The organism is Intrasporangium sp. (assembly GCF_036566125.1).
In the GTDB taxonomy this organism is placed as follows: Bacteria; Actinomycetota; Actinomycetes; order Actinomycetales; family Dermatophilaceae; genus Intrasporangium.
The window spans coordinates 1-20,218 of the sequence record NZ_DATCWX010000227.1 but is presented as its reverse complement, the minus strand read 5'-3'; the positions used below and the strand labels follow the sequence as shown (position 1 = coordinate 20,218).

Here is a 20,218-nt window from a genome sequence, read left to right as displayed (position 1 = left end):
CCGGCTGGAGGCCGCGGAATGGAGCCGCAAGCCGAATCCCACGTGGCGGCCCATGCTTCGGCGGATCCTCACCCTTGGAGTCGCGGCCGTCCTGCTCCTTGTCTCCCTGCTCATCCTGCTCGGCATCATCGGCAACCAGCTCGACGCGCAGGTGGCGATCCTCGCCACGCTCATGGCGCTCATCCCGCTCATCATCATCGTGCCGACTTATCTCTGGCTTGACCGGTACGAGGCTGAACCCGTCGGCTATCTCGTGGCCGCGTTCCTGTGGGGCTCCCTCATCGCCGTCGTCGGCGCCTTCTTCCTCAACTCGCTCGGCCTGGCGCTGCTCGTCGAGTCCCACTGGACCGATCCGTTCGAGACGGGCGCCGTGTATCTCGCGCCGATCACGGAGGAGACGCTGAAAGGCCTCGGCATCTTCCTCATCTACCTGCTGCGCCGGCACGAGTTCGACGGGATCATCGACGGGATCGTCTATGCCGGGTTGATCGGGGCAGGCTTCGCGTTCAGCGAGAACATCCTCTACCTCGGTCAGGCCTACACGGAGATGGGCAACGAGGGCCTCACTGCGACCTTCATCGTCCGTGGCCTCATGGGGCCGTTCGGCCACTCCCTCTTCACGTCGCTCATCGGCATCGGCATCGGCATCGCCGTCTCGACCCGGAGTCGTGGCATCAAGGCGCTCGCCATCCTCGGCGGATGGGTCTGCGCAGTCCTGCTGCACGGCGCGTGGAACCTCGCGGCCATCGCCGGGATCGAGGGCTTCCTCACCGCCTACATGACCTTCCAGGTCCCGCTCTTCCTTGCCTTCATCGGCTTCCTGGTCTGGCTGCGTCGACGCGAGGGTCGGCTCATCGGGCAGTACCTGTCTGCGTACGCCGACGCGGGATGGCTCACCCACGCGGAGGTGGCCATGCTCTCGCACCTGGGCACCCGACGGGCCGCCCGCACGTGGGCAAAGGATCGTGGCGGCTTGGCGGCGCAACGGTCCATGGATGCCTTCCAGGACAGCGCGAGCGACCTTGCGCTGCTTCGTTCCCGACTTGTTCACGGCACGGCCGAGCGGGATGCGCCACAGCGCGAGATGGTTCTGCTGGAGGCAATCACGGCCCACCGCAAGGACTTCATCGGGACACCGGTGCTCTGATGGGGGCGATTCCCTTGGGCGCCAGTCGTGGCCCGCGAATCCCATGGCGCCCCCGGCAGGACTCGAACCTGCGACCAAGAGATTAGAAGGCTCTTGCTCTATCCACTGAGCTACAGGGGCTCGCCCGCCTCGGGGCGCTCTTATGATAGGCGTGAGTACGTCTCCCTTCTCCGCCACCCACTCCCTCAGGCGGTCGAGCGGAGCGGGCTCAGCGGCATACGACCCGCGTGTCCCTCCACGACGGCGCAGACGACGAGTTGATAGGTCCGAGGGACACGAGAGGATGACGTGCGTGTCTAGTTCAGGGGAGCCCAACGCCCGGCTGCTCAAGGCGGTGAAGCGACTTCGCGACGCGGTCGACGCGTCCTCGCTACCCATTGACCTTCCTCAGATCGACGAGGTCCGCGTCGCACGCTCGCGACTGCTCGCCCAACTCGACGACTACGTCATCCCGCGCCTCGAATCTCTGGACGCGCCCCTGCTCGCCGTGGTGGGCGGCTCGACCGGCGCCGGCAAGTCAACGCTCGTCAATTCGGTAGTGGGACATGAGGTCTCCCTGCCCGGTGTGCTGCGGCCCACGACCCGGTCACCCGTCCTGGTCCACCACCCTGACGACGCAAGGTGGTTCGCAGACCAGCGCATCCTCCCCGGTCTCGCTCGCATCACGGGCAAGCACTCTTCCTCGGACGGACCCGGAGCGGTCCGCCTCGTGTCGACCGACGCCGTCCAGTCGGGACTGGCTCTGCTCGACGCACCCGACATCGACAGCGTCGTCTCGGCGAACCGTGACCTGGCCGCACAGCTGCTCGCGGCCGCCGATCTCTGGGTCTTCGTGACGACGGCGGCGCGCTACGCCGATGCCGTGCCGTGGGACCTGCTGCGACAGGCGTCGGAGCGGGGCACCTCTGTGGCTGTCGTGCTCGACCGGGTCCCGGCAGCCAGCCTCGACGAGATCAGGGTGCACCTCGCAGCGATGTTGCGCGAGCAGCGGCTGGAGCAGGCCCCGATCTTCACAGTGCTGGAGTCGGACCTGGAGGACGGGCTGCTCCCAAGCTCGCAGACCCAGCGGTTGCGTGACTGGCTGGATGCTCTGGCGGGAGACGCCCAGGCCCGGGCCGAGGTCGTCCGCCACACCCTCACGGGGGCCCTCGCGTCCCTCGACGCGCGGGCGACCGCGCTCGTCGCGGCATCGGGTGCCCAGGTCGAGGCGGCCGAAGAGCTCGTCGAGGCCGCTCGGATGACGTACGAGGACGCGGTGGCCCACGTCAAGGAGGGGATGTACGACGGGACCCTCCTCCGTGGCGAAGTCCTCGCGCGGTGGCAGGAATTCGTCGGGACGGGCGAGTTCTTCCGGCAGGTCGAGTCGACCGTGTCCCGCGTCCGCGATCGGGTGACGGCGTTCATCAAGGGTGAGCCGGCCAAGGCCGAGCACCTCGGCGAGGCGCTCCAGACCGGCGTGGAGGCGCTCATCTCCAACCGGGCCGACCTCGCCGCGACGGCAACCGCGCGGGCCTGGCGGACCCTGCCCGGCGGCGAGCCCCTCCTGACCGGCACGGCGGGCCTGATGCGCTCGAGCGCCGACCTCGACACGCGGATCCAGCGACTCGTGAGGGACTGGCAGGGCGACATGCTCGAGATGGTGCGCAGCGAGGGACGTGATCGACGGACGAGCGCCCGAATCATGGCCTACGGCGTCAACGGCCTCGGCGTCGTCCTCATGCTCGTCACCTTTGCCTCGACCGCTGGGATCACCGGAGCTGAGGTGGGAATCGCAGGCGGCACGGCGGTCGTGGGCCAGAAGCTGCTGGAGGCGGTATTTGGGGACCAGGCCGTGCGCGAGCTGGCCCGGCAGGCTCGCGCCAAGCTGCTCGACCGTGTGGGGGAGCTGTACGCCGAGGAACGAGCCCGCTACGAGGCCGCTGTGGAGACCCTGCAGGTCCGGACCGGCCAGGCGAAGGACCTCAAGAAGGCCGTCGCACAGGTGAGGTCCGCCCGATGAGCCCGATCAGGATGGGCAAGGCCAAGGTCAAGGGCGCGGGCGTCGCCGAACTGGGGGACCGCACCACGGCTCTCTCCCTGGCGCTGTTCGCGGGTGCCGAGGAGCTGGACGGGGCTGCAGTCGAGCGGGCACGACGGGTGCTCGACCGCGCTCAGGAGCGCTCCAAGATCGCGGGCGACCACACGGTCGTGGCTCTGGCGGGCGCGACGGGTAGTGGCAAGTCCTCCCTCTTCAACGCCCTTGTCGGTGAGCAGGTCGCGGAAATCGGCGCGCGCCGGCCGACGACCGCCACGCCGACCGCCGCAGTCTGGGGAGAGTCCGACGCGTCGGAGCTGCTCGACTGGCTTCGCGTCGATGCCAGGCACCTGGTCGGCCCCGCGGGTGACGGTGGGGCGGAGGTCGCCGACAGGCCCAGTGACATGCTCAGTGGGAAGCTCAATGGCCTCGTCCTGCTCGATCTGCCCGACTTCGACTCGCGCGAGCTGTCCCACCGGCGCGAGGCCGAGCGGATCCTCGAGCTCGTCGACATGTTCGTCTGGGTGACGGACCCGCAGAAGTACGCAGATGCGCGCCTCCACGACGAGTTCGTCGCGCTCATGGCGCATCACGATGCGGTGACCCTGGCTGTGCTCAACCAGACCGACCGGCTCGACGTCGACGCGGTCAAGGCACTCAAGAAGGACTTCACCAAGCTGCTCGGGGCCGACGGCGTACACGGTGCCTCGGTCCTCGCCACGTCAGCCGTGACTGGGACCGGTGTGCCTGAGCTGCTCCAGCGACTTGCCAATGTGGTTGCCGGACAGGCCGCTTCGCGCCAGCGCCTCAATGCCGATGTCGTTGCGGCGGCACGCCGGCTGCGTCACGGAGTGGCCGATCAGGAGGTTGCCACCAGCCGCCTCGACCGCGACGCGCTGGACGCGTCGCTCGCCCGAGCGGCCGGTGTGCCGATCGTCCTCGATGCCGTCAGCCGGGACTACCGACGAGAGGCCTTCGCCCACACGGGCTTCCTCTTCGCGAGGTGGACCCGTGGGTTCGCGGCTGACCCGCTCCGACGCCTGCGGCTCGATCGCACCGGGGGCCGTCCGCCGATCCCCGTCGAGATCGAGGGCTCAGACGTGCGTGCCGTCCTGGGCCGGTCCTCCATCCCGGCGCCCAGCGCCTCGGCCGTCTCGGCGGTCGACCTGGCCACGCGCAGCTTCGTCCGCGAGGCGTCCGATGGTCTACCGGTGAAGTGGGCCCGGGCCGTCGAGGACGCGGTCGACCAGGGTGAGGGAGCCCTGGGTGACGCCTTGGACCAGGCCATGGTTGGAACGTCGCTGCGCGCCCGCCGACCGATCTGGTGGCTCCTCGTCAATGTCATGCAGTGGATCCTCGGAATCACGGCGGCCCTGGGACTGCTCTGGCTCGCGGCACTGTGGGTCGCGGGGCTCGCGCAGATCCCAACGCCCGACACGCCCACCGTGGGGATCCTTCCCGTCCCCCTCGTCATGCTCGTCGGGGGCGTGCTCCTCGGGTTGCTACTCGGCGTCGTCTCCAGGTGGTGGGCGCGGATCGGAGCGAGCCGGCGAACGGCCCTCATCCGGAAACGGCTGACCGAGGCGGTGGCCAAGGTTGCTGACGAGCGCATCGTCAGCCCGGTCGACGAGGTGCTCGACCGTCACCGAGAGACGCGCGAGCAGCTCGACCGGGCGGCGGGCTGAGGGCGCATTGCGCCCTGTCCACATCCCCTCCCGTTCGGCGCCGCCGTCCACAGCGGCAGCGACGGCGCTGGTTGCAGCACGCTGAAGGGGCGACCGTGGTGAACGAGCGGCACGACGCCGCACCCGAACCCGCCGACAGCTGTCGGCGCCGACAGGAGGTTGCACCATGAACGAGACCCGCATCACGGTCCACGGCAACGTCACGGCCGCGCCCGTCGAGCGCACGTCGCGCAATGGCAACGTCTTCACGACGTTCCGGGTCGCGAGCACGCCCCGCCGACGCACCGCCGACGGCACCTACGTCGACCTCGACACGAACTTCTTCAGCGTCATCAGCTGGAACGCACTCGCCGCCAACACCGCCGCTGCCCTGCAGAAGGGTCAGCCGGTCATCGTCGAGGGCAACCTCACGATCAAGAGCTACCTCACCAGCGACGGGCAGCCTCGCACCGATGCCGAGATCGAGGCGCAGCACATCGGGCACGACCTCGTCTTTGGGCGCGCGTCGTTCGAGCGGCTGAGCCGGGCGGCGGCCCTCGGTGTCGACCGCAACGCCGACCCTGCCGTGCGGCACGCCATGGCCGAGACCAACGGCGTCTCCATCGCGGCCGACGCTCACCGGCCGGCGAACGTCGACGCCAACGGCGAGGCCTTCGACGGACCGGTCGAGGGCGGAGGTTCGGGCCCCGTGCAGCAGTTCGGCGACCCCGACACGGACGAGTACCACGTCGAGGAGACGCCTGCCGCCTGACAGTCGGCGCGAGCCCGCCGGCAGGTGTTCCACCAGCCGGCGGATTCGGTGCCACGGCTGATCGCGGATAGCCTGCTGCGCATGGCCGAGTACATCTACACCATGACCCGGGCGCGCAAGGCGCACAACGAGAAGGTCATCCTCGATGACGTCTCGATGTCGTTCTACCCGGGCGCGAAGATCGGCATGGTCGGTCCGAACGGCGCCGGCAAGTCGACGATCCTGAAGATCATGGCCGGACTCGACCAGCCCTCCAACGGCGAGGCGCGTCTCGCCCCGGGCGCGACCGTCGGCATCCTCCTCCAGGAGCCCCCGCTCAACGAGGACAAGACCGTCCTCGGCAACGTCGAGGAGGGTGCGGGCGAGATCAAGGCCAAGCTCGACCGCTACAACGAGATCAGCGCCGAGATGGCCAACCCGGACGCCGACTACGACTCGCTCCTCGAGGAGATGGGCAAGCTCCAGGAGCAGATCGACCACGCCGATGCCTGGGATCTCGACAACCAGCTCGAGCAGGCGATGGACGCCCTGCGCTGTCCGCCCCCGGAACTGCCCGTCACCAACCTGTCCGGTGGAGAGCGTCGCCGGGTGGCCCTGTGCAAGCTCCTCCTCCAGAAGCCCGACCTGCTCCTCCTCGACGAGCCGACCAACCACCTGGACGCCGAGTCGGTCCAGTGGCTCGAGCAGCACCTCGAGAACTACCCCGGTGCCGTCATCGCCGTCACCCACGACCGGTACTTCCTCGACAATGTCGCCCAGTGGATCGCCGAGGTCGACCGGGGTCGGCTCTACCCCTACGAGGGCAACTACTCGACCTACCTGGAGAAGAAGGCCGAGCGCCTCCAGATCCAGGGCAAGAAGGACGCCAAGCTCGCCAAGCGCCTCAAGAGCGAGCTGGAGTGGGTGCGCTCCAATGCCAAGGGGCGCCAGGCCAAGTCGAAGGCCCGACTGGCGCGCTACGAGGAGATGGCGACCGAGGCCGAGCGCACGAGGAAGCTCGACTTCGAGGAGATCCAGATCCCGCCGGGCCCCCGTCTCGGCTCTGTCGTCATCGAGGTCAAGAACCTGCGCAAGGGTTTCGGCGACCGCCTGCTCATCGACGACCTGTCCTTCACCCTGCCGCGCAACGGCATCGTCGGCGTCATCGGCCCGAACGGTGTCGGCAAGACGACCCTCTTCAAGACCATCGTCGGCCTCGAGCACCCCGACGCGGGTGAGGTGAAGATCGGCGACACGGTCAAGATCGCGTACGTCGACCAGGCGCGGGCCGGCATCGACCCGAACAAGACGCTGTGGGAGGTCGTCTCCGACGGGCTCGACCACATCAAGGTCGGCAACGTGGAGATCCCGTCGCGTGCCTATGTGTCGCAGTTCGGGTTCAAGGGCCCCGACCAGCAGAAGCCGGCTGGGGTGCTGTCGGGCGGCGAGCGCAACCGCCTCAACCTCGCCCTCACGCTCAAGCAGGGCGGCAACCTGCTCCTCCTCGACGAGCCGACGAACGACCTCGATGTCGAGACCCTCGGATCGCTCGAGAACGCGCTGCTGGAGTTCCCCGGCTGCGCCGTCGTCATCTCCCACGACAGGTGGTTCCTCGACCGCGTGGCGACGCACATCGTCGCCTACGAAGGTGACGAGGAGAACCCGGCCAAGTGGTACTGGTTCGAGGGCAACTACGCGTCCTACGAGGACAACAAGGTCGAGCGTCTGGGGCCAGAGGCCGCGCGTCCCCACCGGGTCACCTACCGCAAGCTGACTCGGGACTGACCGGGCCTCACCGGGCCTCAGCAGGACAGGAGGCCGGCGTCACCATCGTGCGACCCGACGAGCTTCGTGAGCTGTACCGCGGCGGTCGCCCCAATGACCGGGCCAGGGCGATCCAGGCTCGCTTCATGCGGGTCGCGCGACTCGGGATCGTTCCCATCGCCGGGGTCCTCGAGGTCGTCGGCCGCCGGACCGGCACCGTGTCGCGACTCCCGCTCGCGGTGGCGTGGTACGGCGGGCACCGGTACCTCGTCGCGATGCTCGGCCCATCGACGAACTGGGTCCGCAATGTCGAGGCAGCGGATGGTCGCGCCGTCTGGGAGCAGGGGACCCGGCACGAGGTGATCCTCGTTCCGGTCCCGGTCGAGCAGCGCGCGCCGATCCTGCGCCGGTACCTGCTGACGGCGTGGTCTGCGCGGCCGCACGTGGCGGTCCGCTGGAACGCGCCGCTCGCGGACTTCAAGGCTGTCGCTGACCGGTACCCCGTCTTCCGGATCACCCGGGCGACCCCCGGCGGGAAGATGCTGCCGTGACGACTCCGGAGATCTCGTGGCCACGACGGGCCGGACGCCTGACGTTGCGACCGCCGAGCCGAGCGGATCTCGACCAGGTCCTCACCTGGCGGAACCGACCTGAGGTCGCCCGGTGGCTACTGCGCACGCAGGTTGACCCGGACACCTTTCGTGAGATCTGGCTCGCGGCCGTTCAGGACCCCAACGACCACTCCGTGGTCGCCGTCTTGGACCACCCGTCCGGCGGTGTCGTGGTCGGGACGGGGTCGCTCAGGATCGTCGATGCGATGACCCAGTCGCACCTCGCCGAGGGCCCATGGCGCGCGGCGCAGGGGGACCTCGGCTACATGATCGACCCGGCGCACGCGGGCAAGGGCTACGCCACCGACATCGCTGCCGGACTGCTCGACCTCGCCTTCCGAGAGCTGCGGTTGCACCGAGTCACGGCGGGGTGTTTCGCCGACAACGTTGCCTCGTGGAAGGTCATGGAGAGGCTCGGGATGCGGCGGGAGGAGCACAGCGTCAAGGACGCGTGGCACGGCGAGCTCGGTTGGGTGGACGGCTACACCTACGCCATCCTGGCGGATGAGTGGCGATCAGACACCACCGGCGTCTGAACGACCGACGGTCTGGACCCAATCCTGTCCGTATGCCGCTGGGCTCGCTCCTCGTCGAGTGTGCAGTCCGCGCCCGGCATCTTCTGCACACTCAACAAGAAGGTCGTCGCGCACCCCGTCGAGTGTGCAGTCCGCGCCCGCGCACTTCTTGTCCATTCGATCAGGGGGTGCGGGCGGGTGCGCCGGCCTCCAGCCACTTCACGAGGGAGGCGACTGCCGCCCGTCCCGCGCGGTTCGCGCCGATCGTCGAGGAGGAAGGGCCGTAGCCGACGAGGTGCACCCGGGGCTCTGCAGCGACCTGGGTGCCGTCCATGACGATGCCGCCGCCGTGTCCGCGTAGATGCAGTGGCGCCAAGTGGTCCAGCGCGGCGCGGAAGCCGGTGGCCCAGAGGATGACGTCGGCCCGGAGGAAGCCGCCGTCGGCCAGGCGGACCCCATCGGACTCGATGGCGACGAACATCGGCTGTCGCTGAAGGGCTCCCCGCTCGGCGGCCGCACGCAGCGCGGGCGTCCAGACGAGGCCGGTGACGGAGACGACACTCTGCGGCGGCAGACCCCGGCGCACCCTCTCCTCGACGAGCGCGACCGCGTCATGACCGGCCTGCGGCGTGAACTCGTCCTCGCGCCAGACCGGTTCGCGGCGAGTGAACCAGGCCGTGGTCGTCACCTGGGAGATCTCGTCGAGCAGCTGCACTGCTGAGATTCCTCCGCCCACAACGATGACGTGCTGACCCCGGAACTCCTCCGCCGACACGTAGTCGGCGACATGCAGCTGTCGGCCGCGGAAGCCCGCCTGCCCGGGGTAGATCGGCCAGAAGGGCTTGGTCCACGTGCCGGTCGCGTTGATCAGGCCGCGGGCGGCCCAGGTCCCGCGGCTCGATTCGATGAGGAGCCGCCCGTGCGGGTCGTCGTCCTCCCGCCGGACTGCAGAGACGCGGACGGGCCGCAGGATGTGCAGGCCGAGCTCCCGCTCGTACTTACCGAAGTAGCGGGTCAGGAACTCCGAGCTGGGCTCGCACGGGTCGACGTCGGGCTGCGCGATGCCGGGCAGGTCGCTGATGTCGTTCACGGTCGCCATCCGCAGCGACTGCCACCGGTGCCGCCATGCCCCTCCGGGGCCGACCTCGTTGTCGAGGACGACGTACTGCTCCGGCCCATCCCGCGCGCCGCTCGGTGCGAACCCGCGCCGACGGAGGTGGTACCCCGCGGAGAGCCCGGCTTGGCCCGCTCCGATGACGAGCACGTCGACGGACGCCGGGGTGGACACGACCTCAGTGTGTCAGGTCGAGACGCATGACCGGCCGCGTCGCGCCGGTGCGTCCGACGACCTCGAATCCGGCCCCCGCAAACGTCGAAGCCGCGCCGTGGTAGAGCTCGCTCCCACCCACCCGGGTCGACCGGGCCGCGACGTCGACGGGGTGGCCCACGACGGCCGATGCTCCCGACTCCCGGGCCAGCTCGACTGCCGCACCGAGCAGGTCCGCTGCGATCCCGCGCCGACGCCAGCCGACCTTCACGACGAAACACGTCACCGCCCAGACTGATTCGTCAGCCAGGTCATCGTGCTCCGTCTGCGCGAGGGCACGCAACGCGCGGTTTCCGGTCACCCGGACGAACGAAGGCCGGGGACCCACGCGGACCCAGCCCACCGGGACTGTGGACCCGGCCCCGCTGGGACCATCGGCCCGTCGGGAAGCTGGCTCAGCGGCATACGCGATCAGTCCAATGGGACGCGTGGCCGACTGCACCTGGTCGCGGAGCTGGCGTTTGTTGTTCCTGGCCGACCGCTCGTACGAGCTGCCAGACGTGACGAAGTACTGGCACCAGCACCACGCCGGGTCCCCGCGGGTGCCGAAGAGCTCGACCACGTCGTCGAAGCGGTCCGGAGTCACTGGGAGGATCGATACGCCGCTCACAGGCATAGTCTGCCGAGCCGCGCGGGCTCATCGGGAGAGGGCAACGAGGACATGGGCCTCGACGGGCTCGCTCTTGCCCTTGAGCTCGAGCGGTCCCAAGGGCTCGGTGACCGCATCGGGCAACAGGGCCAGGGTGTCCGCGGTGACGGCCACCCCGCCGACCGGTGCCTGGCCCTCGATCCGGGACGCGACGTTGACGGCGTCGCCGATCACGGTCCAGGTCCGGCCGCCCTCGCTGCCGAGCACGCTGACGATCACCTCGCCCGTATTGATGCCGACACGGAACCGTGGCCACCCCGGGTGCTGGGTCGCGATCCGTCCCGTCTCCGCCTGGAGCTCCAGACCGGCGAGGGCGGCCCGTCGTGCGTGGTCATCCTGGTCGCCCAGCCGGTTGAAGGTCACCATGAGGGCGTCCCCGATGATGCGGTCGACCTGACCGCCGTGCCTCTTGGCCACGGCAGGAATCGCGACGTTGAAGTACTCGTTGAGCATCTCGGTCACCTCGGCCGCGGTGTGGCTCTCGGAGTAGCTGGTGAAGCCCTTGAGGTCGGCAAACAGGATGCTCATGACGCGGCGACCCGCCACGGTTGCCTGGCCGTACAGCCCGGCGAAGCGCTCTTCGTGCCAGGACTGCTGCGCGCCCCAGGCCACCAGGACGAAGGCTGCGAGCAGGAGCAGGTGCCACTCCCACCAGCTGATCAACCAGTTCGGGGCCATCGTGACCGCGACCATTGCCTCGGCGAGAAGCACGAGGCCGGCGGACATGGCGGCGGGAAGCAGGCCCCCGCGCCGGCTCCACAACCTGACGTAGAACAGGGCCGCCCCGAGGTAGAGCCCGGTCGCACCGATCGCGGCGACGAGCATGGCACCGCTCGCTCGCTCGGGACCCATGCCCCGGTCGAAGGGCGGCAGCCGCCACAGCGAGAGTCCAGCCCAGACCGCCATGAGCACCAGGAGGCCGATCCGCAGCACCCGGGCCGTGCGCAGCGCTCGCGCATTCCGTTCCGGGGGCACCTCGACCACCGAGGCGGCCGCGAAGACCGAGCCGATGATGATCCCGATGGGCGTGGAGATGTTGAAGCCGGCGTTGGCCTTGGGGAGCAGCACATGGGGGGTCGCCAGCGCGTGCAGGGCGAGGAAGCCGGAGGCCGAGAGGAACGTGAGGGACAGGTACATGATCCGGACGTCGCCGCGGCGTGATGCCGCTGACCCGGTGCCGTAGGCGACGATCGCACTGAGGACGGCTGCGGCGAGGACGAGCCAGAAGTGGGCCGGGTCGTGCTCGTACTTGGAGTCGAGCGCCGGTTGGCTCCGGAGCGTGACGAGGCCCGCGAGCGGGATCACGAGCAGGATCGCGCCGACGAAAGGCCCGATCCTCGTGCGCGGGGGGGCCGGGGTCGGAATGGTCTCGGCCAAGCTCACCTCCCTGCCGGGGCAGGGGAGAGCGCGAGGTAGCGGTGCACCTCGGACACGACGACGGAGCCTTCACCCACAGCTGAGGCGACCCGCTTCACGGAGTCGCTCCGGACGTCTCCGACGGCGAACAGGCCCGGCACGCTGGACTCGTGTGGCAGCGGCGGCCGGGGCAGGGTCCAACCGGCGTCGTCGACTCCCGCACCGGTGATCACGAATCCCCATTTGTCACGGAGGACCGCCTCCGGAAGCCAGTCGGTGTGTGGTGCGGCGCCGATCATGACGAAGAGCCCATCTGCGGGGAGCGTGCGCTGCTCACCGGAGGTGCGGTCGGACACCACCACGTGGCTGAGCCAGCCGTCGCCACCGCCCCCCACAACCTCGGCATTGGGGACCACGGCGATGTAAGGGCTCGCCTCGATCTCGTCGATGAGGTACTGAGACATGCTCCCGGAGAGGTCTGCCGTCCGCACGACGATGGTGACGTCAGCGGCGTACCGATGAAGGTGCAGCGCAGCCTGACCGGCAGAGTTGCCACCCCCGACGATGACGGCGTGAGCGCCGGTCAAGCCGTGCGCCTCGGACACGTTGGCGCCGTAGTAGACGCCCGAGCCGGTCAGGGCCTCGAGCGAGGGCACGCCGAGCCGGCGGTAGGCGACACCGCTCGCCAGGATGACGGACTTGGCGTTCACGCTGCCCGCGTCCCCGACGTCCACCCGGAAACCACTGCCCACTGGGCCGTTCGCCACCAGACCGGTCACCCGTCGGGTGAGCACGAACCTGGCTCCGAAGACCCAGGCCTGCTGGAACCCGCGCTGTGCGAGCTCGGCGCCGCTGAGACCCCTGGAGAAGCCGAGGTAGTTGCGGATGAGCGAGCTCGTTCCTGCCTGTCCTCCGAGGGAGTGCTCCTCGAGGCAGAGCACCGTCAGCCCCTCGGAGGAGCCGTACACCGCTGCGGCCAGGCCCGCGGGTCCGGCGCCGACGACGACCACGTCGACATCGCGGTCCTCGGGCTCGAGGTCGGTGCGGATGCCCCACGCGGTCAAGATCTCCTGGTCGGTGGGGTCGACGAGCACCTTGCCGCCCAACGAGGCGAACCACACGACGAGGGGTCCGGTCGCCTCGTCGGGATCCGGAGCGGCGATCGCGTCGAGGGCCTGCTTGGCCTGGGGCGTACCCCGGTCGAGGTAAGCGTGCGGGATCCCGTTGCGGCTCAGCACGCTGCGCACCTCATGTCCCCGGCTGCTCCGGGCGGCTCCCACGACGACGACCTCGCGTCGGCCGTCGATGACCGTGCGTGACCAGGCCTGGACGAACTCGGCCACCGTCCGGTGGAACAGCTCGTCGGGGGAGGTCCACGGCTTGAGGACGTAGTAGTTGATCTCGCCGTGGGCCATGGCCTTGAGGATCGCGTCGGCGGTGCGCCGGTCTGCCCAGGCGCCCCAAGGCACGAGCAGGGCGCGGCCTGCGTCGGGGTGAAGAGAGCGGACCCTGCCGAGCAGCTCCGTGCCCGGCACGTCCTCCAGCCACGGGTCAGCCAGGACGAGGGCAACCGGTTCACCCCGCTCGGCGGCCTTCTCGAGGGTCGCCAGGCCCGCGCGACCGTCCGACTCACCACGAACGCGGAAGTCGATCCCGAACCGTCGCGACAGTTCCTGCTCGATTCGCGACAGGCTCTCGGGGTCCGGGTCGACGGCAAGGAGGAGGGGCCGGGTCATGTCGACTCCTGTGGGTGCGTGGAGCGTGAAAGGGCGCTGGATGTGGTGTGGCTCACCACCCCTCACTGACGACGGTACGCGCGCGCGACGGTTCGAGCCCGCGGTTTCGGGGAGTTCGGGGGTCAGGCGATGAGGGGAGTGCTCGGCACCTCCGAGGACCGACTGTCGAGCGCTCGCCTCCACGCCACGGCGAGGCGACGGCCGACATCGTCCGCCTCGTCGGCGGGCACGCTGAACGGAATCCGGACGAATCGGTCCATGCCGCCGTCCGTGCCGAACTGGGTGCCCCGCGCCAGCCGGACCCCTGCTGACTCCGCAACTCGCGACAGCGCATCGCCGCGGTCGACCGGCAGCTCGCACCACAGGTTGAGCCCGCCGGGCGGCACGGTGAAGCGCCAGTCCGGAACGTGCTCCCGGAGCGAGGCAACCATCGCGTCGCGCCGCCTCGATGCCTCTGCACGGCGTTCATCGAGGAGTGGCTCCCCGGCCTGCAGCAGCTCAATCAGCACGAGCTGCTCGAGCACCGCCGTTCCGAGGTCGAGGCTGTGTCGCGCCTCGAGGATCGGCGAGGCGAGGGCGTGGGGGGCCCTGACCCACCCGACTCGGAGCCCGCCCCACCAGGCCTTCCCGGAACTCCCGAGGGTGAGTGCTCCGGGAGAGCTGGCCGCGAAGGGCGCCGGCGGACGGGAGTCCAGACCGAGCTCGACGAAGGTCTCGTCGATGACGGGGACGGTCCTCGTCCTGCGCAGGGCCTCGGCGACGCTCGCACGCTCGTCGGCGGACATAAGTCGGCCGGTCGGGTTCTGGAAGTCGGGGACGAGGTAGGCCATCCTGGCGCCGGCCTGTCTCAGGGTGAGCTCGAGGTGCTCCGGGTCCCAACCCAAGGGGTCGATGGGGAAGGGCACGGGCCGCAGTCCCGAGCGCCGCACCCCCACGATGGCGTTGGGGTACGTCGGGGTCTCGAGCAGCACCCTGTCACCCGGATCGAGGGCGGCCCGGAGCACCGCCGACAGGGCGGCGTGGGCTCCGGACGTGACGATGACGTCACCCGGGTCGGTCGGTAGGCCACGAGCCTCGTACCAGTCCGCGAGGGCTTGGCGCAGCTCTGGCAGGCCGCGTGGGTGGTACCCCGGCGTGGCCAGATGTCGGGGCAGGTGCTCGAGGGCGCGCTCGTAGGCTCCCGTGAGGCCAGGGGCAGCGGGGAGCACCGCGTACGTGAGGTCGATGACGTCCTCGGGAAGGTCGGTTGGCACGAGACCGGCTCCCGACAGGGCGAGCCCGGACCGGTCCTCGGGGATGGCGGTCACGCTGCCGGACCCCCTCCGGGTCACGATGAAGCCGTCCTCCCGAAGCACGTCGAGGGCCGCACCGACCGTCGTCCGGCTGAGCCCGAGCTCTGACATCAGCGCCCGCTCGCTGGGCAGGCGCGTGTCGACGAGGATCCGCCCGTCGGAGACCAGCCTCCGGATCCCGGTGGCCAGGCTGCGATAGGCAGGTCGCGCAAGCGGGGTCGGGCCGAGCAGTTGCGCCACGTTTCGGGCGGAGATGGTGCGCACAGAGTCCAGTATCTCAGAACTGGTCATGGAAAAGCGGTCCACTTGCCCATCAAGATGGACGCATGCGCCGCTCCGTCCCCCTGCTCAATCTCTCGTCCCGTGACCAGTTGCGTGCTGGCAAGCTGCCGCGACGCGTCGTCCAGTTGCTCGTGGGCCTCATGCTCTATGGCGTCTCGATGGCCATGATGCTGCGCGCGACGCTGGGCCTGAATCCGTGGGACGTCTTCCACGCCGGCGTGACGAGCCGCGTCCCAATCACCTTCGGCCAGGTGACCATCATCGTCGGCGCGCTCGTCCTCCTGCTCTGGATCCCACTCCGGCAGTGGCCGGGGCTCGGCACGATCGCCAACGTCGTCGTCATCGGCCTCGCCGTGGACGCGGCGCTGGCCGTGATCGACTCGCCCTCGGGCCTGCCGGCACAGCTCGCGCTGTTGCTCGCCGGTCTCGTCCTCAACGGGCTCGCCGGTGGGCTCTACATCGGCAGCCAGCTCGGGCCCGGCCCACGCGACGGGCTCATGACCGGGCTCGCCCTGCGCACTGGTCTGAGTATCCGCCTCGTTCGCACGGGACTTGAGCTCACGGTGCTCGGAGCCGGCTGGCTGCTCGGGGGCCCGGTCGGGATCGGCACGGTGCTCTACGCGATGACGATCGGCCCCCTCGTCCAGTTCTTCCTGCCCCGCGTCACGGTCTCCCTCGAGGCCCCCGCGGCACGCCAGCCCCTTTCCGGTGCCGCAACCCCTGTGTGAGACGAGAACCGAGACCTACGCTTGAGCGATGCGCCTCGGACTGCAGGTCTCGCACTTCAGCTGGCCGGGGAGCCCGGCCTCCATCGGGCCGACATTCGGGCGGATCGCCCGGGACGCGGAGGCCGCCGGGATGGCGTCGCTGTGGGTGATGGACCACTTCTTCCAGATCCGCGGGATCGGCCCGCCGGAGCTCGAGATGCTCGAGGGCTACACCACGCTCGCCTTCGCCGCCGGGCAGACCTCGAGGATCGAGCTCGGCACCCTGGTGACCGGAGTGACCTACCGCCACCCCGGCATCCTGGCCAAGACCGTGACGACTCTCGACGTCCTGTCGGGCGGTCGCGCCTGGCTGGGAATCGGGGCAGCGTGGAACGAGCAGGAGCACCGAGGGCTGGGTGTGCCCTTCCCGCCCGTGCGCGAACGCTTCGAGCGGCTCGAGGAGACGCTGCAGATCGTGCTGCAGATGTGGTCCGACGACGAGGGGCCGTACCAGGGCTCGCACTACTCGCTCGACCGGACGCTCAACAGTCCCCCAGCCATCCGTCGCCCGCATCCGCCGATCCTCATCGGCGGAATGGGGGAGAGGAAGACGCTGCGGCTGGTCGCGGCCTACGCGGACGCCTCCAACTTCTTCGACATCGGCCCGCAGGGGCTGCAGGCCACGTGCGAGGTCCTTCGCGGCCACTGCGCCGACGTGGGCCGCGACTACGACGCCATCACCAAGACGGTCCTGACGCGGCTGAGCCTGTCCGACACGGGGGGACCGGCCCCCTCGGGAGAGCCGACCGTGTCCGTCGCGGCCGCAGTCGACAAGCTCGGGGCGCTCGCCGACGCCGGCATGGACGACGCCATCCTCGGCATGGGCAACACGACGGATCCCGACGCCTACCCGCTCGTCGCCGAGGTCGTCCGTCAGGTCTCGGGGATCACGGCCGCCGGTCGCTCAGGGCGCTGAGAGCTCTGAGGGCGGCCGAGCCACCACGAGTGGAGGACCCGGCACGTCCGGTTGCCCCACCAGGCGAGGTCGAGTCGCTCCGCCCTGCACTGGGCCGGCACGAGCGATCCCAGCCGGCGGCGGGTCGACTCGACGGTCACGCCATCGGAGCGGGCGTCCAGGGTCAGGTGCGGCCGGACGTCGGGGAACGCCCCGCCATAGGGCGGGCACGACGGGAACGCGGTGAACAGCTCGGCGGTCAGCGACCGAAAGGGCTCGATGGGGTCGGGGACGAGGTGGATGACACCGTTGGGAAAGACGTCGATCTGCTCGAGTCGGTAGTCGAAAGCACCTACGGCGCAAGCGATCTCGTCGATGGTCGACAGGACACGGTCATCGACCGCCTCGGGCGGGAGGAACGGCCCCAGCACGGTGATGTGCGCGTGGACGAAGACGGGATCTGCCGAGACGAAGTCCCGGTCGTAGTGCTCGTGCCGCTGCCGCACGAAGGGCTCGAGTGCGGGAACAGGGATCTGCAGGACGGCGTGGCCACCGGTCACGAGCGCGAACCGACGAGTCGCAGAGCCAGGGCCGCGTTGGTCGCCCCGATCTCTTCTGGGGTGCGCTTGATCGCGGGCGAGTACCACCGGGCGACGTCGACCGCCATCGACGACAGGGCGAGGGCCGTGTCACCGATGTCGGCGACCTCGAAGACACCGTCCGCCACGCCGCACTCGAGGACATGCTGGAGCACGGCGTCGATGTCCTTGCGCAGCGCCAGCACCTCGGCCCGGTGCTCGGGCGTGAGGTGCTGGTGCTCGTACTGGACGACCTTGGCGAGCTGGTACTGCTCGGCGTGCCAGGCCGAGAACCGGGTCATCGCGACGGCGAGCCGCTCGGCCGGATGCTCGATCCCGTCCAGCGACGCGCGCAGCAGGTTGAGGGCCGACTCGTGCCCACTCCGGCTGAGGTAGAAGAGCAGCTCCTCCTTTGACCCGAAGTGGACGTAGACGCCAGCGGGGGACAGGCCGGCGCCGGAGGCGATGTCGCGGGTCGTCGTCGCGTGGAAGCCCTTCTCGGCAAAGGCCTGTGCTGCGGCACGCATGAGCCGCTCGACGGTGGTGGGATCCGTCGCCTGACGAGGCGCGGGCCCGGGCGACGTGGTCCCCTTGCTGGTGTGCGGCACGTTGACAGCATGCCGGAGAGACGCGAGACTAAGCAAGCGCTTAGTTACCCACGAGTCACAGCCGGAGGCGAGCATGCCGCGCAACATCTACGACGAGGACCACGAGGCGCTGCGAGCCTCGGCCCGGGAGTTCATCGACCGCGTCATGCGACCTCGCGCCGAGGAGATGATCGAGCTCAAGTCGATCCCGCGCGACATCTGGAAAGAGGCCGGCAAGCAGGGCTTCTTCGGCTTCGACATCCCGGAGGCCTACGGCGGCGCCGGCGTCGACGACTATCGATTCAACGCGGTCGTTGCCGAGGAGTGGGCCCGCTTCAACATGGCGACGAGCTCGTGCTTCGGGATCCACGCCGACGTGTGCCCGCCCTACATCGTCGACCTCGGCACCGAGGAGCAGAAGCAGCGCTGGCTCCCGGGGATCGCGAGCGGCGATCTCATCATCGGCATCGGCATGACCGAGCCCTCGGGCGGTTCGGACCTCGCTGCCCTCAAGACCACGGCCGTGCGTGACGGTGACGACTGGATCATCAACGGCTCCAAGACGTTCATCACCAACGGCTACCAGGCCGACCTCGTCATCGTTGCCGCGCGCACCGACGCGTCCAAGGGCGCCAAGGGCATCACGCTCTTCATGGTCGAGCGCGGTATGGAGGGCTTCGTCAACGGGCGCAAGCTGGACAAGGTGGGCATGGACGAGTCCGACACGGCTGAGCTGTTCTTCGACAACGTCCGGGTCCCCGACGAGAACCGACTGGGTGAGGAGGGCAAGGGCTTCATCGGGATGATGCAGCGCCTGCCGCAGGAGCGGGTCGGCTCCGGAATCGCCAACGTGGCCCAGGCCAAGGCGATCCTCGAGGAGACCATCGAGTACGCGAAGGACCGCAAGGCCTTCGGCCAGTCGATCGGCGCGTTCCAGCACAACAAGTTCCTCCTGGCCGAGCTCGTGACGAAGATCGAGGTGGCCGAGGCCTACGTCGACGACTGCGTCCTCGCCCACTCGAAGGGTGAGCTGACCGCCATCGACGCGGCCAAGGCCAAGTGGTGGAGCTCGCAGGTGCAGAACGACGTCCTCGACGCGTGCGTCCAGCTCTACGGCGGCTACGGCTTCATGAACGAGTACCGCGTTGCGCGGGCCTGGCGCGATGCCCGCGTGACGAAGATCTGGGCGGGCTCCAACGAGATCATGAAGGAGCTCATCGGCCGGGACCTCGGCCTGTGACGGGCGTGCACAACGGCGCCGTCGCCATCGTCACCGGAGCGAGCCGGGGCATCGGCCTTGGCATCGCCGGCCGTCTCGTCGCCGAGGGCGCCAAAGTCGTCATCACGGCCCGCAAACCGGAGGCGCTCGCCGAGGCCGTGGAGTCGCTCGGCGGGGCCGACTACGCGCTCGGCATCGCTGGCAACGCCGCGGAGGAGTCCCACCAGGACGAGGTCGTCGCGGCCGCCCGCGAGACGTTCGGCGGGCTGCACTACCTCGTCAACAACACCGGGATCAACCCCGCCTACGGTCCGATGCTCGACAGCGACGTCAGCGTCGCCCGCAAGGTGCTCGACGTCAATGTCGTCGCCGCGTTCTCGTGGATCAAGAAGGCTGTCGCTGCGGGGCTTGGCGACGACGCCCATCCCGGTGCCGTCGTCAACCTCGCCTCGGTTGCGGGCCAGGGCGCTTCGGGGGTCATCGGCTGGTACGGCGTCTCCAAGGCGGCTCTCATCCACCTGACGACGGAGCTCGGCTACCAGCTCGGCCCCGACGTCCGGGTCAACGCGGTCGCGCCTGCGGTGGTCAAGACCCGGTTCGCCGAGGCTCTCTACGAGGGTCGCGAGGAGAAGGTGATCCGCGCCTACCCGATGAAGCGACTCGGCACCCCGGAGGATGTCGCGGGAGCCGTGAGCTTCCTCCTCGGCCCGGACGCTGCGTGGATCACCGGCCAGACACTGACCATCGACGGCGGAGTCACCCTCGGGGGTGCCCTCTAGGCTCGAACGACGCCCAGGCCGGACCCGCGATTGACAGTAAGGGTCTCCTAAGTAAGGTATGCCTTACTTGTTTCCGACCCGGGAGTCCGACCGTGCCACGCATCCGCGCCTCGCTATCAGTTTTCCCAGCGCTCGCAGCGCTTCTCGCCACCGTCCTTGCCGGCTGCACCACCGGCGCTGCGCCTGGTGGGACCCCGCCATCCACGGGTGCGAGCCCAGCATCGGGAGCAAGCTCAGCGGCATACCCCGTCACCATCACGCACGCGCTCGGGACGGCCACGATCC

Annotated in this window: 18 protein-coding genes and 1 tRNA gene; 11 read left to right on the top strand and 8 right to left on the bottom strand. The window is 69.5% G+C overall.

Annotated features, from left to right (window positions below; all coding sequences use genetic code 11):
* A partial coding sequence (locus VIR15_RS13925; RefSeq protein ID WP_331928633.1) for a PrsW family intramembrane metalloprotease occupies positions 1-1,147 on the top strand: 1,147 nt, incomplete at its 5' end.
* A gap of 44 nt (positions 1,148-1,191) precedes the next feature.
* Here VIR15_RS13925 and VIR15_RS13920 read toward each other — a convergent pair.
* Positions 1,192-1,267, bottom strand: a tRNA-Arg gene (locus tag VIR15_RS13920).
* 163 nt (positions 1,268-1,430) lie between these two features.
* Here VIR15_RS13920 and VIR15_RS13915 point away from each other — a divergent pair.
* The 6 genes from VIR15_RS13915 to VIR15_RS13890 all read left to right on the top strand — a co-directional run bounded on the left by VIR15_RS13915 (position 1,431) and on the right by VIR15_RS13890 (position 8,487).
* On the top strand, positions 1,431-3,146 hold the full coding sequence (locus VIR15_RS13915; protein WP_331928631.1) for a dynamin family protein: 1,716 nt from the start codon (positions 1,431-1,433) through the stop codon (positions 3,144-3,146).
* A complete protein-coding gene (locus VIR15_RS13910) occupies positions 3,143-4,846 on the top strand; it encodes a GTPase (protein WP_331928629.1) in 1,704 nt (567 codons plus the stop codon). The genes VIR15_RS13915 and VIR15_RS13910 overlap by 4 nt, the downstream gene beginning before the upstream one ends.
* A 166-nt stretch (positions 4,847-5,012) precedes the next feature.
* Positions 5,013-5,597 carry a single-stranded DNA-binding protein gene (locus VIR15_RS13905; protein ID WP_331928627.1) on the top strand — a complete coding sequence of 195 codons (585 nt, stop codon included), beginning with the start codon at positions 5,013-5,015 and terminating at the stop codon, positions 5,595-5,597.
* Positions 5,598-5,678: 81 nt separating this feature from the next.
* Positions 5,679-7,361: an energy-dependent translational throttle protein EttA gene (gene ettA, locus VIR15_RS13900; RefSeq protein WP_331928625.1), complete on the top strand. Its 1,683-nt coding sequence runs from the start codon at positions 5,679-5,681 to the stop codon at positions 7,359-7,361.
* Between the two features lie 47 nt (positions 7,362-7,408).
* Positions 7,409-7,891, top strand: coding sequence for a nitroreductase/quinone reductase family protein (locus VIR15_RS13895; RefSeq protein WP_331928623.1), 483 nt, complete (start codon positions 7,409-7,411; stop codon positions 7,889-7,891).
* Complete coding sequence (locus VIR15_RS13890; RefSeq protein ID WP_331928621.1) at positions 7,888-8,487, top strand: GNAT family N-acetyltransferase; 600 nt, start codon at positions 7,888-7,890, stop codon at positions 8,485-8,487. The genes VIR15_RS13895 and VIR15_RS13890 overlap by 4 nt, the downstream gene beginning before the upstream one ends.
* Positions 8,488-8,647: 160 nt before the next feature.
* Here VIR15_RS13890 and VIR15_RS13885 read toward each other — a convergent pair whose 3' ends face one another.
* The 5 genes from VIR15_RS13885 to yczR form a co-directional block, all read right to left on the bottom strand.
* Complete coding sequence (locus VIR15_RS13885; RefSeq protein WP_331928619.1) at positions 8,648-9,754, bottom strand: NAD(P)-binding domain-containing protein; 1,107 nt, start codon at positions 9,752-9,754, stop codon at positions 8,648-8,650.
* 4 nt (positions 9,755-9,758) lie between these two features.
* Positions 9,759-10,403, bottom strand: a complete 645-nt coding sequence (locus VIR15_RS13880) for a GNAT family N-acetyltransferase (RefSeq protein WP_331928617.1) — start codon at positions 10,401-10,403, stop codon at positions 9,759-9,761.
* A gap of 27 nt (positions 10,404-10,430) precedes the next feature.
* Positions 10,431-11,819 carry an adenylate/guanylate cyclase domain-containing protein gene (locus VIR15_RS13875; protein WP_331928615.1) on the bottom strand — a complete coding sequence of 463 codons (1,389 nt, stop codon included), beginning with the start codon at positions 11,817-11,819 and terminating at the stop codon, positions 10,431-10,433.
* A gap of 2 nt (positions 11,820-11,821) precedes the next feature.
* Positions 11,822-13,534 (bottom strand): NAD(P)/FAD-dependent oxidoreductase, encoded by a 1,713-nt coding sequence (locus VIR15_RS13870; protein WP_331928613.1) that lies wholly within the window; start codon positions 13,532-13,534, stop codon positions 11,822-11,824.
* Positions 13,535-13,656: 122 nt separating this feature from the next.
* Entirely contained in the window at positions 13,657-15,090 is a 1,434-nt protein-coding gene (gene yczR, locus VIR15_RS13865; RefSeq protein WP_331928611.1) for a MocR-like transcription factor YczR, read from the bottom strand.
* Positions 15,091-15,152: 62 nt separating this feature from the next.
* Between yczR and yczE the strand changes: the two genes are divergently transcribed.
* Together yczE and VIR15_RS13855 are read left to right on the top strand one after the other, a co-directional pair.
* Positions 15,153-15,836, top strand: coding sequence for a membrane protein YczE (gene yczE, locus VIR15_RS13860; RefSeq protein WP_331928609.1), 684 nt, complete (start codon positions 15,153-15,155; stop codon positions 15,834-15,836).
* A 28-nt stretch (positions 15,837-15,864) separates the two neighbouring features.
* Positions 15,865-16,791: an LLM class F420-dependent oxidoreductase gene (locus VIR15_RS13855; protein WP_331928607.1), complete on the top strand. Its 927-nt coding sequence runs from the start codon at positions 15,865-15,867 to the stop codon at positions 16,789-16,791.
* Here the strand turns inward: VIR15_RS13855 and VIR15_RS13850 are convergent.
* Entirely contained in the window at positions 16,749-17,330 is a 582-nt protein-coding gene (locus VIR15_RS13850) for a 2'-5' RNA ligase family protein (protein WP_331928605.1), read from the bottom strand. The two genes, VIR15_RS13855 and VIR15_RS13850, sit on opposite strands and share 43 nt — an antisense overlap.
* A complete protein-coding gene (locus tag VIR15_RS13845; protein WP_331928603.1) occupies positions 17,327-17,956 on the bottom strand; it encodes a TetR/AcrR family transcriptional regulator in 630 nt (209 codons plus the stop codon). Before VIR15_RS13845 ends, VIR15_RS13850 begins: the two co-directional genes overlap by 4 nt.
* Positions 17,957-18,029: 73 nt before the next feature.
* On the opposite strand from VIR15_RS13845, the gene VIR15_RS13840 reads away from it, so the two are divergent.
* Together VIR15_RS13840 and VIR15_RS13835 are read left to right on the top strand one after the other, a co-directional pair.
* Complete coding sequence (locus tag VIR15_RS13840) at positions 18,030-19,175, top strand: acyl-CoA dehydrogenase family protein (protein WP_331928601.1); 1,146 nt, start codon at positions 18,030-18,032, stop codon at positions 19,173-19,175.
* Positions 19,172-19,933, top strand: coding sequence for an SDR family oxidoreductase (locus VIR15_RS13835; RefSeq protein WP_331928599.1), 762 nt, complete (start codon positions 19,172-19,174; stop codon positions 19,931-19,933). The genes VIR15_RS13840 and VIR15_RS13835 overlap by 4 nt, the downstream gene beginning before the upstream one ends.
* Positions 19,934-20,218: the final 285 nt, after the last annotated feature.